The 12,334-nt window shown below is 32.4% G+C and carries 7 protein-coding genes and 5 pseudogenes; 10 read left to right on the top strand and 2 right to left on the bottom strand.

Going from position 1 to position 12,334, the window contains the following annotated elements:
- The first annotated feature begins 203 nt into the window (after nt 1-203).
- From tgt to ACZZ95_RS00095, 10 genes and pseudogenes are all read left to right on the top strand, one after another.
- Nucleotides 204-1,334 carry a tRNA guanosine(34) transglycosylase Tgt gene (gene tgt / locus ACZZ95_RS00140; protein ID WP_463467576.1) on the top strand — a complete coding sequence of 377 codons (1,131 nt, stop codon included), beginning with the start codon at nt 204-206 and terminating at the stop codon, nt 1,332-1,334.
- Nucleotides 1,335-1,400: 66 nt separating this feature from the next.
- Nucleotides 1,401-2,490 (top strand): annotated as a pseudogene (locus ACZZ95_RS00135) (LptF/LptG family permease).
- Nucleotides 2,477-3,367 (top strand): DMT family transporter, encoded by an 891-nt coding sequence (locus ACZZ95_RS00130; RefSeq protein ID WP_463467575.1) that lies wholly within the window; start codon nt 2,477-2,479, stop codon nt 3,365-3,367. The pseudogene ACZZ95_RS00135 and the gene ACZZ95_RS00130 overlap by 14 nt, the downstream one beginning before the upstream one ends.
- Nucleotides 3,368-3,479: 112 nt before the next feature.
- Nucleotides 3,480-4,434: pseudogene (locus tag ACZZ95_RS00125) on the top strand (acetyl-CoA carboxylase carboxyltransferase subunit alpha).
- Nucleotides 4,435-4,574: 140 nt separating this feature from the next.
- Nucleotides 4,575-6,120 (top strand): annotated as a pseudogene (dnaB, locus tag ACZZ95_RS00120) (replicative DNA helicase).
- A gap of 192 nt (nt 6,121-6,312) precedes the next feature.
- On the top strand, nt 6,313-6,636 hold the full coding sequence (locus ACZZ95_RS00115; RefSeq protein WP_463467574.1) for a hypothetical protein: 324 nt from the start codon (nt 6,313-6,315) through the stop codon (nt 6,634-6,636).
- 2 nt (nt 6,637-6,638) lie between these two features.
- The gene (locus ACZZ95_RS00110) at nt 6,639-7,274 is read left to right on the top strand and encodes a hypothetical protein (RefSeq protein WP_463467573.1); all 636 of its coding nucleotides are present in this window, start codon (nt 6,639-6,641) and stop codon (nt 7,272-7,274) included.
- A gap of 15 nt (nt 7,275-7,289) precedes the next feature.
- Nucleotides 7,290-8,081 (top strand): sensor histidine kinase, encoded by a 792-nt coding sequence (locus ACZZ95_RS00105; protein WP_463467572.1) that lies wholly within the window; start codon nt 7,290-7,292, stop codon nt 8,079-8,081.
- Nucleotides 8,082-8,202: 121 nt separating this feature from the next.
- A complete protein-coding gene (locus ACZZ95_RS00100; protein WP_463467571.1) occupies nt 8,203-8,865 on the top strand; it encodes a response regulator transcription factor in 663 nt (220 codons plus the stop codon).
- Nucleotides 8,866-9,217: 352 nt separating this feature from the next.
- A pseudogene (locus ACZZ95_RS00095) lies at nt 9,218-10,478 on the top strand (asparagine synthetase B).
- Here ACZZ95_RS00095 and ACZZ95_RS00090 read toward each other — a convergent pair.
- Nucleotides 10,475-11,280: pseudogene (locus tag ACZZ95_RS00090) on the bottom strand (endonuclease/exonuclease/phosphatase family protein). The pseudogenes ACZZ95_RS00095 and ACZZ95_RS00090 sit on opposite strands and share 4 nt — an antisense overlap.
- A 375-nt stretch (nt 11,281-11,655) precedes the next feature.
- Entirely contained in the window at nt 11,656-12,324 is a 669-nt protein-coding gene (locus tag ACZZ95_RS00085) for a response regulator (RefSeq protein WP_463467570.1), read from the bottom strand.
- Between the last annotated feature and the right edge of the window lie 10 nt (nt 12,325-12,334).

The following is a 12,334-nucleotide window of genomic DNA, read 5'->3' as shown; positions in this document are numbered from 1 at the left end:
CTGAGATTTTATTCTTATTGGAGATCATTAGACTTCGTTTGAAGTGCAGTCGCTAAAGTTGGAGATCTTAGAATTTTAAGGTTTTACATTTTAAGTTAATTTTAATCAATATCTAATTTTCTAATTGACAAATTATCTAATTAAATTTCTCTGAAATTAAACTATCTTTGCCGTCCCGAACAATCGGGAGAAAAAAGAAACAGATGAAGTTTGATTTATTACAAAAAGATCCGCAGTCTAAAGCGAGAGCGGGAAGTATTACTACTGATCACGGAGTTATAGAAACTCCTATTTTTATGCCTGTTGGAACGGTTGCATCTGTAAAAGGTGTACATCAGCGTGAATTAAAAGACGATATAAATCCTGATATTATTCTTGGAAATACCTACCATTTATATTTACGTCCGCAGACTGAAATTCTTGAAAAAGCGGGAGGATTGCATAAATTTATGAATTGGGATCGTAATATTTTGACTGATTCTGGAGGTTATCAAGTATACTCTCTTTCAAATAATAGAAAAATTAAGGAAGAAGGAGTGAAGTTCAAGTCGCATATTGACGGTTCTTATCACTTTTTTACACCAGAAAATGTAATGGAAATTCAGCGTACCATAGGTGCTGATATTATCATGGCTTTTGATGAGTGTACGCCTTATCCTTGTGATTACAGATATGCCCAAAGATCGATGCATATGACGCACCGCTGGTTGGACCGTTGTATTAGTCATCTGGATAAAGTGCCTTATAAATATGGATATGAACAAACATTTTTTCCAATTGTTCAAGGAAGTACTTATAAAGATTTACGACGCCAGTCGGCTGAATATATTGCGAATTCAGGTCAGCAGGGAAATGCAATTGGCGGACTTTCGGTTGGTGAACCAGCAGAGGAAATGTATGCTATGACAGAAGTTGTCTGCGAAATTTTACCAGAAGACAAACCTCGTTATTTAATGGGAGTTGGAACTCCGATAAATATTTTAGAAAATATTGCGTTAGGAATTGATATGTTCGACTGTGTAATGCCAACTCGTAACGCAAGAAACGGGATGTTATTTACAGCAAACGGAACCATCAACATCAAAAATAAAAAGTGGGAAGCAGATTTTTCTCCAATTGATGAAATGGGACATACTTTTGTGGATACAGAATATACAAAAGCTTATCTACGTCACTTATTTGTCGCCAATGAATATTTAGGAAAACAAATTGCAACCATTCATAATCTTGGCTTCTATATGTGGTTGGTTCGTGAAGCTAGAAAACATATCTTAGCAGGCGATTTTAGACCATGGAAAGAAATGATGGTTAAAAATATGAGTCAAAGACTTTAAAAATAGGTTTATTCGTTTAATCGTTTATTCGGTTAAACGATTTGAACAAATAAACGATTAAACTTTATGCTGTCAATAATAGATAAATACATCTTAAAAAGATATCTGGGGACTTTCTCTGTTATCTTGCTTTTGTTTGCGCCAATTGGAGTTGTTATTGATGTTTCTGAAAAAGTGAATAAGATGCTGGAAAACAAGATTCCGTTTTGGGATATTGCCTTCTATTATTACAATTTTACGATCTATTTTATTAACTCACTTTTTCCGATATTCTTGTTTTTGTCGGTAATTTGGTTTACGTCAAAACTGGCAAATAATACCGAGATTATTGCAATTTTGAGTTCGGGAATTTCTTTTACCCGTTTCTTGCGTCCTTATATTATTGGAGCAACAATTGTTTCGCTTTTTGTATTGTTAATGGGATTTTTTATTGTGCCTGCGGCGAGTGAAGGCTACAATAATTTTAGATATACCTATTTAAAAGGAAATGGGAAAGAGCTCATGCGGGGTGAAAACACCAATGTTTACAGACAAATTAATGATCACGATTTTATATTTGTAAACAGTTTTAATGAAGAATCTAAAACGGCTTTTAATTTTGCATTAGAGCATTTTGAAAAAGAAAAATTGACCTATAAAATTACGGCAAGCCGTATTAAATGGGATCCTAAAAAAGAAGATTTATATTTTATACGATTACACCAAAAGAACAGTTGGCGAATTGAATGACGTGATCGAAAAATCTCCAGAAAAAAACATCGCTTTTAAGTTTGAACTAGCAGATTTAACGCCTGTTGTTTATATAGCAGAAACACTGACTTTAGGTAAATTATACGATTTTATTGAAAAAGAAAGAAAAAGAGGTTCTGGAAATATCAATACCTATTTAGTTGTTCTTTATAAAAAATACAGTGTACCTGTCTCAGCGTTTATTTTAACGATTATTGCGGTTTCGGTTTCTTCTATGAAACGACGCGGCGGAATGGGGACTAACTTAGCAATTGGAATTGCAATTGCTTTCTCATTTGTGTTTTTTGACAAAATATTTGGTACACTTGCCGAAAAATCTACTTTCTCACCTTTATTAGCTGTTTGGTTTCCAAATATTGTTTTCGGAATCTTGGCGGTTTACTTATTACGCAATGCGAAACGATAATTTAAAAAGTTATTTAAATCTTCACTTAATTGTTTTTATCTGGGGTTTTACAGCCATTTTAGGCGCTTTAATTACTATTGATGCCGAAAATCTGGTCTGGTTTAGAATGTTATTGGCAGGGATTTTTCTTGGAGGCTTTATTGTTTTTAAAAAGCAGTCTTTTCAAGTTCCAATCAAAGAATTTTTTAAACTGATTTTTGTTGGATTATTAATTGCACTGCATTGGATTTTCTTTTTCAAGGCAATTCATGTTTCAAATGTTTCCATTACGCTATCCATATTTTCGTTAGGCGCTTTTTTTGCCTCTTTATTGGAACCTTTATTCTACGGACGAAAAGTATTATGGTACGAAGTTTTCTTTGGACTTATTATTATCGCAGGTTTAGGATTAATTCTTCAAGTAGAAATAAAATATCTTCAAGGTGTTTATTTTGCTTTGGCATCCATAATTTTGGGGGTTTTATTTACCTTGATGAATGGAAAATTAATTGCCGATCATGAACCTTCAGTAATCACATTTTACGAGTTTGGCGCCGGCGTATTTTTTATTACTATTTACTTTCTTTTTCAAGGAAAATTTACCGCGGATTTCTTCACTATGTCATTGAATAACTGGGTGTTGTTGTTGGTTTTGTCTTCAATTTGTACCGCTTATGCTTTTACGGCTTCTGTAAAAGTGATGCAGAAATTAACACCTTACACAGTAATGTTAACTACTAATTTAGAGCCTGTTTACGGAATCGTTTTGGCGTACTTTATATTAGGAGGAAAAGAAAAAATGAGTGTCGAATTTTACGTAGGAGCAGTTATAATTATCATAACAGTTATTCTAAATGGTGTTTTCAAACATTATCAGAATAAGAAACAAAACTTGTAATAGTTTACTTATTTTTAAATTGCATTTTTATACTTTAAATAACAATTAACTTCGCCAATGATATAATATTTTTATATTTGCGGTTCGATTTACAAACAAAATTCAAAAATCCATGGAATATTTAGATTTTGAGCTTCCAATTAAAGAACTTGAAGAACAGTTAGAAAAGTGCGTTATTATTGGAAAAGAATCTGACGTTGATGTAACGCCGACTTGCAAGGAAATCAACAAAAAATTAGTAGAGACTAAAAAAGAAATATATAAAAACCTTACTGCTTGGCGAGCGTGTACAATTGTCAAGACATCCAAATAGACCTTACACTTTAGATTATATTAAAGCAATTTGTGGAGATACTTTTTTAGAACTTCACGGAGACAGAGGTTTTAAAGATGATAAAGCTATGGTTGGCGGTCTTGGTAAAGTAAACGGACAATCGTTTATGATTATCGAGCTGACAAAAGGTTTTAATACTAAAACACGTCAATACCGTAATTTTGGTATGGCTAATCCAGAAGGATACCGTAAAGCTTTGCGTTTAATGAAAATGGCAGAGAAATTCGGAATTCCAGTTTTGACTTTAGTAGATACTCCAGGTGCATATCCAGGACTTGAAGCGGAAGAAAGAGGACAGGGAGAAGCTATTGCAAGAAATATTTTCGAAATGGTTCGTCTTCAAGTGCCAATTATTACTATAATTGTTGGTGAAGGTGCTTCAGGTGGAGCTTTAGGAATTGGTGTTGGAGACAAAGTATATATGTTAGAAAATACTTGGTATTCTGTAATTTCTCCAGAATCTTGCTCTTCTATTTTATGGAAAAGCTGGGAATACAAAGAACGTGCGACAGAAGCATTAAAATTGACTTCTTCTGATATGAAAAAACAAAAATTAGTTGATGATGTGATCCCTGAACCATTAGGAGGAGCGCACTACGACCGTGAAACAACTTTTAAAACGGTTGCAGAATACATCACTAAAGGATATAATGAATTAAAAGACTTATCAACAGCCGACTTAATTGCCCAAAGAATGGACAAATACAGTAATATGGGCGAGTATAAAGAGTAAATTCATACAAAGAGACTTAAAATCCGAAGCCTTACCGTTTCGGATTTTTTTTTGGTTATGAACAAATCAGGATAATTTATAAACAATTAATAGTTATAACTCGATAGCAGATTTTTTTTAAATTTTGCTACTTTCGCTATATGGAAAATTTCAAAAACTTAAACCCCGTAAAGGTTGACAAAACTACAATTATCAACTTAGAAAAAGGAAAATTGCCACCGCAAGCTCTTGATTTAGAGGAGGCTGTATTGGGAGCAATGATGATTGATAAAAAAGGGGTTGACGATGTAATTGACATTTTGCGGCCCGATGCTTTTTACAAAGATGCACACAAACATATTTTTGAAGCAATTTTACAGCTTTTTACCGAAACGCGACCAATTGATATCTTAACGGTTTCGTCTCAATTAAAGAAAAATGGAAAACTGGATGTTGCAGGGGGAGATTTTTATCTGATTCAGCTTACGCAGAAAATTGCATCGTCTGCGCATATCGAATTTCACTCTCGTATCATTCTTCAAAAATTTATTCAAAGAAGTTTGATTAGAATTTCTTCAGAAATTATTGAAGAATCGTATGATGAAAGTACAGACGTTTTTGATTTATTGGATAAAGCCGAATCTAAATTATACGAAGTAACACAAGGAAATATCAAGCGTAGTTCTGAAACTGCGCAGAGTTTAGTTTTACAAGCTAAAAAGAAAATTGAAGAGATTTCTAAAAAAGAGGGATTAAGTGGTGTAGAAACTGGTTTTACGAATTTAGACAAACTGACTTCTGGATGGCGACCGAGTGATTTAATTATTATAGCGGCCAGACCAGCGATGGGAAAGACAGCATTTGTACTTTCTATGGCCAGAAATATTGCTATCCAATTTGGACATGCAGTAGCATTATTCTCTCTAGAGATGGCATCTGTTCAGTTAATTACGAGGCTTATTTCTTCTGAAACAGGATTGTCATCAGAAAAATTGCGTACAGGTAAATTAGAGGCTCATGAATGGACAATGCTAAGTACTAAAGTAAAAGATTTAGAGAAAGCGCCTTTGTTTATTGATGACACACCTTCACTTTCTATTTTCGATTTAAGAGCAAAATGCCGTCGTTTAGCGTCGCAAGCATGGTATTAAAATTATCATTATAGATTATTTGCAGTTGATGACTGCGGGAGGAAATAATAAAGGAGGAGGAAATCGTGAGCAGGAGATTTCGACAATTTCCCGAAACTTAAAAGCTTTGGCAAAAGAGCTTAACGTTCCGGTTATTGCACTTTCTCAGTTGTCGCGTGCTGTAGAAACGCGTGGTTCCAGTAAACGACCTTTACTATCGGATCTTCGTGAATCTGGAGCAATTGAGCAGGATGCCGATATCGTTTCGTTTTTATATCGTCCAGAATATTACAAAATTGAGGAATGGGATGATGAAGAGGCTTCGCCAACTGCTGGACAGGCTGAAATTATGATTGCAAAACACCGTAATGGTGGTATTGAAAATATTCGTTTGAAATTTTTAGGACACTTAGGAAAATTTGATAATCTAGATGAATTTACGGGCGGTTATGATGATTTGCCGTCAAAAATGAATCATGACGATAATCCGTTTATTACTAATAATCTTCCTTCTGCAAATGAAGCTTTTGGAAGTAATTTGAATGACGACGATGACGACAGTGATGTTCCATTTTAATAAATCATAAAAGCCTTATTTTTAAGGCTTTTTTTATGTTTGGATGTTAATTTTTTTAATTAAAATCAGTAGTTTAGCCAAACCAATTGTAAACTATTAATTTTTTTAAATTATTAACCAATAACAAATTTAAATTATGAATGAAAAATTAAATCTTGGAAGTGTTGAAATACCATTGACCGAGGGTATAGAATGGGCAGACAAATATCGCAAAGACAGTCGCAACGGAAGAGGGAAGAAGAAGAAAAAGTAGACGGTTACTTAATTCCATTGGAAACCTTAAAATTAGTAATGGATCAAGATATTGAAGCAGTTCGTGCTTACAAAGGGATCAATAAGGCCGGAGAGCAAACTTTAATATTTGTAGGGGCAAAATGGGATTCTGAAAAGGAAATCTATGTTGACGTTTTCAAGAGTGAAGGCGACGAAGGCGGCTTAGGAGGCGCACCTATTGTTTACGATGGCGCACGCCCTGTTCCTCCTTATGGAGATCCTGATAGTCCATTAAATCCATAACAATGTTTGATTTAATTATATATTCGACTTACTGCATTTTATTGGCAGACTTTATATTATATACATATAGCTTTTTTCGAGAGAAAAAAGCTAGTGTTTTTTTTGTAAGTTATCTTGCCTTTTGTTGTGTATTGCAGTTTTCAATGGAAGTAATGTATCATTTTCGATTGAATAATTTATTTCTGGTCAATATTTTTATCATAGGTCAAATGATATTACTAGGACTGTTTTATAATTCATTATTCACTTTAAAAAGCCAAAAAAACTTTGTAAAAATAAGCCTGATTCTTGCGCTGGTAATATTAGGAGTTCAATTTGTGATGGATTGGAATCAGTTTTTACGTTTCAATTTGTTTGAGATAACTTTGACTTCTGTTTTAATTGTAGTCTTTGCCCTGATTCATTTTTACAATATGCTTACAGAAACTAGAAAATATTATTACTTCAATATTGGGGTTGTGTTTTATTTACTTACTAGTACGGTACTATTTCTAATTGGTAATTTAACCCATAATTTGAGTAAGGAGTTTAAATTCTTGAGCTGGGAGCTAAATGCAGTATTACTTGTTTTGTATTATTCTATCATTTTATATGAATGGAAATTTAGTTTTGTACCCAAAAAAAGAAAGATAAATTAGAATTATCTTAAAGTTATGAAAGTAAATTCACTTCCAGAAAAAGAAATTGTTGCGATTATCTTATACACCTCTCTTTTCTTCATGATTGTTGCGGTAGTTTTAATCGTGTTTTTTTACTTTTCTAGAAAAAAAATTATTCAAAAGGAGTTAGAGAAAAAAGATTTAATACTTCAATATCAAAAAGAGCAGTTACATGCCATAATTATTGCACAAGAAGAAGAACGAAAGAGAATTGCACAGGATCTTCATGATGATATTAGTTCAAAATTAAATATTGTTTCTTTGAATAGTCATTTACTGACAGCTCCAAACCTTACTGAAGCAGAAACTGCTGAAATAACAGAAAACATCATCAATCTAACGACTAAAGCATTAGATAACTCTAGAAAAATTGCCCATAATTTATTGTCGCCAGTTTTTGAGAAATTTGGTTTAAACGCTGGGATAGAAGAATTATGCGAAGAATTTGAAAGTAGTAAATCTGTAAAAACACATTATAAAAACGAGATCGATTTTGACGATAATGATATCGATCGACATTTACATGTTTTTAGAATTTTACAAGAGCTTATGAATAATTCGCTTCGACATGGAAAAGCAACAGAATTATGGATCTCCTTTGCTAATAAAGATGGGGTTAATATTTGCGATTATGAAGATAATGGAGTTGGTTTTGATAGTTCGAATGATGAAAATCAAAAAGGCTTGGGAATGAAAAATATTGACAGCCGTATATCGTTTTTAGAAGGAACCATAAATATTACATCTGAAATAAATAACGGAATTGTAGTGAATTTTACTTTTTAATTTAAAATTTACACTAAAGTAAGGTTTTTAGTCAATAAAATAAGGTGATTTAAGCTTTTTCTAAATCATATTTCGTAAATTCGGCACACCAAACCAAACGACCAAAATCAAAGTAAGATGAATGCTTGCTATTAAAATTGCCTTAGTAGATGATGAAATTTTGTTTCGAAAAGGAATTTCTTTTTTACTACAAAGAGAAGAAAATATTGACATCATTTTTGAAGCTTCAAACGGAGATGAACTTATTTCTCTGTTAGAAAAAAACGAAGTAAAACCCGATATCATTATAATGGATTTAAAAATGCCGGTATTAAACGGTGTTGAAGCCACAAAAATTATTAGAAAATCATATCCTGATATTAAGATAATAGCTTTGACTAGTTATGATACAAAATCATTTATAGCCAATATGATTCAGGTAGGTGCCGTTGCTTACTTAATAAAAAATACTACTCCAAAAGATCTTATTCTCACTATCAATGAAGTAGCTTCAAAAGGATTTTATTACAACGAAAGTGTTTTAAAAACAATTCAGGACACAATAGTTTCTCCTAAAAATTCAAAAGGCGGTTTAGAAACTAATTTTCTTTCGCCCCGCGAGGTCGAAATACTGCGACTGATCTGCCAGCAGAAAACAACTGCGGAAATTGCAGACCATCTTTTTTTAAGTCCGAGAACTATAGAAGGACACCGAAATAATCTGCTCCTTAAAACAGAATCACGAAACATTGCTGGCTTGGTTGTGTATGCGATTCAAAATGATCTAGCGGTTTTAACAATCTAATATAATTATGCTGTCAAAAATTGAATTGACAAAACATAATATAAGATGATTGTGAGCACTAAAACGCATAAACCTATTTTTTGAATTATATTCATACCCTTTTCTTGATTATTACTATCATTAAACTTCATGGCGGTTGTTTTTTTATACATTTGATTAGTTTTATGACCTGGGATAGCAAATGTATATAGAATATTCTGCCATACTATAGGTGTTTTCACCTGTTTTTTTCAATATTGTAAATCAGGTATTTACCCCTGTTTTTACATTTAACATTCTATTAAGTTATAAAAGATTCTAAGCATTCTTTTTTTTGGCTCTTCCTTTATATCTTTACTAAAATAATTTTCGGATGAATAGAAGTTTATTCTACATTTTTATACTATTAATTACATTTAATGCTCGAGCATCGTTTATCTTACTTCCGATGGACGAATCCACGCGACAAAATCATTTAAAAGCTTACGACATAACATATTGGTGTTTAAGCAGAGATTATAAAGCAAGCTGGCTTTTAAATTATCGCGACGGATCTTTCCTGTCGCCGGATGCCGAGGAAATAAGAAAGGAATGTAAAATTAGAGGAGTTAGTTTTGAAGTTATTTCAGACAGTGAACAAGCTTCGATTTTAAATGAAATTTCAAGTCCTTCTCAAAATATGGAATCAGTAATTTTGGAAAAAGCGCCAAAAATTGCTGTATACACACCAAAAGGAAAACAACCTTGGGACGATGCCGTAACACTAGTTTTGACTTACGCTGAAATTCCGTTTACGCCAATATATGATGAAGAGGTTTTAAGTGATCAGCTTTTATTATACGATTGGCTTCATCTTCACCATGAAGATTTTACGGGGCAATATGGGAAATTTTATGCGAGCATATAAAAATACGCCTTGGTATATTGATCAAAAAAAGGATGCCGAAGCATTAGCCGCAAAATTAGGATATGAAAAAGTATCTCAGGAAAAGGGAGCTGTAGCCAAGAAAATCAGAGATTTTGTTGTTGGCGACGGATTTATGTTTGCCATGTGTTCTGCAACGGATAGCTTTGATATTGCTCTTGCCGCAGATGGAGTTGATATCTGCGAGACTATGTTTGACGGTGATCCTAGCGAATCAAATTACCAATCGAAATTAAATTATACTAATTCTTTTGCTTTTAAAAACTTTACTTTGGAAAGAAAACCTGAGGTCTACGAATTTTCAGATATCGATATGACGACGAAAAGACGTATTATGATGGATAAAGATTATTTTTCTTTAATGGAATTCTCTGCCAAATGGGATCCAATTCCGAGTATGCTCTGCCAAAATCATACACAATTGGTAAAAGGTTTTATGGGACAGACAACTTCATTTGATACTTCATTGATAAAATCAAACGTATTAATTATGGGAACTTGTGAATTAAATGGCGAGTCAAGATATATTCATGGTGAAAAAGGAAAAGGTATGTTTACTTTTTTTGGAGGACATGATCCAGAAGATTTTCAGCATCAGGTTGGAGACCCGCCAACTGTTTTAGATCTGCATCCTAATTCTCCAGGTTACAGATTGATTCTGAACAATGTGTTGTTTCCTGCGACTCGAAAAAAGAAACTTAAAACCTAGTTTAAAGAGAATTCAAACCAAATAGGAATATGATCAGAAACTTTTCTGGCACTTTGAAGAGAATCAAAATCTTCATAAAATTTAATAACCCCAGAATTGATCATTTTTAAAGTAGAAGTTTTGTAAAATATATTGTCAAACTCAGAGGCAAGACAAACATTATTTTTGCACTTTTGTTTTAGGGTAGTTTTTTGATTTTTTAAAACAGAAGCATATCCCATTCCTTTTAATGGATTAAAAACAGAATGTTTCTCTGGGCAATTGAAGTCTCCTAAGAAAATCAAATTTAGACTTGGATATTCGTTTGGTAGAAATTTAAAATATTTGATTTCGGTTTCAGGCTGTTTCTTTTTGGTAATAGCATGAAAATTAACTAGAGTTATCGTTTTTTTATTGATTTCGAAAGTACCAAAATAAGGTTCGCGATCAATTTCTAAGTTATATTTTTTTCTCAAGCCACGGCTTATTTTTCAATTTGACTTTATTTGTCTTCCAAATAAAAGCATATCGTTCCGTTTTATAACTGCTTGCTCGATGTGGGATCGCTAATGCTGTAGTCCCATTTTGCCCCTTTTTCATTAAGCAAGTCTACTAATTTAGCAACAGACTGAGCGTCGCCGTATCCAGCAACTACTTCTTGAATGGCAATTATATCGTAAGCAGTAATTTTTTTAGCAATATAATTTAACTCAACAGCAGATTTTGATTTGCCAAAGTTCTCTATATTCCAAGATAAAACTTTGGTTTGTGCAAATGATAAAAGTGTAAATAATAGTAGGAGAGGGCTGAGAACGTTTTTCATGTAAAATTAAAAATGAAATCAAATATAGTTATTTCCTATATTATTCGTTTCAGGCCTTTATTGAATTATTTAGTGCTTTTTGTATCTGTTTTTTAAGGCAGTGCCAATAATTATAATTTGTAAAACTAGGAGTGCTGGAATAAAAATTATTTTCCAATCAATTTCCAGCCAGCCTGTTTTTTCAGAAACAAAAGCAAAGCTTATCGATAAAAAAAGACAAAGAAACATTGTTTTCATAATAATTTTATTTTGGATTGTATTAATTTTTGTAAATACAAAAATTGCTTTATTTTTTGGTCTCATTCGGTTAATAGGTTTTACAAATTTAAAACTATCAAACATGCAATCCTTACGGGATTCCGTAAAGCCATTAAATTAAACTAGGCCAAAATCTTTCGCGATAGCAATTAAATGGACATTATTATTAGCTTTAAAATATATTTTTAATTTATTTATTCTTTTCTCAATACTGCTCGTTCCGTTTGGAGTGATAGACAAATCTTTAAATTCTTTTGAAATGCTCTCTAAAATATACCCCTGTGACAGAAGTTTTAAAATAGAAATATCATAAGATTCGATTTCAATTAAAGCCTTATCATTAAAGCTGAAAGACAAATCAGATGAAAGTATTTTTTCCTCGTTTTTATACGTGCTTTCAATAGCATTTTTTAATTCTGTAATGCTGTTTCTTCCTTTAGAAACGTAAGCATTAATACCCAATTCATTAAAAAGAGTTTTAATTCTATAGCTTTTATCTTCTATCGAAAAAACAATTTTTTTTATTGCAGGCTGAACAGTGTTTACGGCTTCAATTAATTCATCTCCACAAGTTAAGTTTGCTTTTCTGTGATCCAGTTTAAAAGATAAATCAGTAATTAATAAATCATAGGGTTCTTTTTCAAACAGCGCTTTTTTTACTTTGAGTAAACCTTCATCACAATATTTTACATGATCAATCACTGGGATGTTAAGCTCTTCAAGAACTTGGATCACAGCAATACTGATACTGTCTAAATCTTCGGCAACCAAAACTTTTTTAAACATATTATTTAAT

Source organism: Flavobacterium sp. AC267, assembly GCF_979258715.1.
Note: the sequence above shows the minus strand (reverse complement) of the source record. Positions and strands in the feature narration are given on the sequence as shown.

Excerpts from the sequence above, each read along its gene's own strand:
- tgt (WP_463467576.1), top strand. The coding sequence starts at position 204 with ATGAAGTTTGATTTATTACAAAAAGATCCGCAGTCTAAAGCGAGAGCG.
- ACZZ95_RS00130 (WP_463467575.1), top strand. The coding sequence starts at position 2,477 with ATGCGAAACGATAATTTAAAAAGTTATTTAAATCTTCACTTAATTGTT.
- ACZZ95_RS00115 (WP_463467574.1), top strand. The coding sequence starts at position 6,313 with ATGGGCAGACAAATATCGCAAAGACAGTCGCAACGGAAGAGGGAAGAA.
- ACZZ95_RS00110 (WP_463467573.1), top strand. The coding sequence starts at position 6,639 with ATGTTTGATTTAATTATATATTCGACTTACTGCATTTTATTGGCAGAC.
- ACZZ95_RS00105 (WP_463467572.1), top strand. The coding sequence starts at position 7,290 with ATGAAAGTAAATTCACTTCCAGAAAAAGAAATTGTTGCGATTATCTTA.
- ACZZ95_RS00100 (WP_463467571.1), top strand. The coding sequence starts at position 8,203 with ATGCTTGCTATTAAAATTGCCTTAGTAGATGATGAAATTTTGTTTCGA.
- ACZZ95_RS00085 (WP_463467570.1), bottom strand. The coding sequence starts at position 12,324 with ATGTTTAAAAAAGTTTTGGTTGCCGAAGATTTAGACAGTATCAGTATT.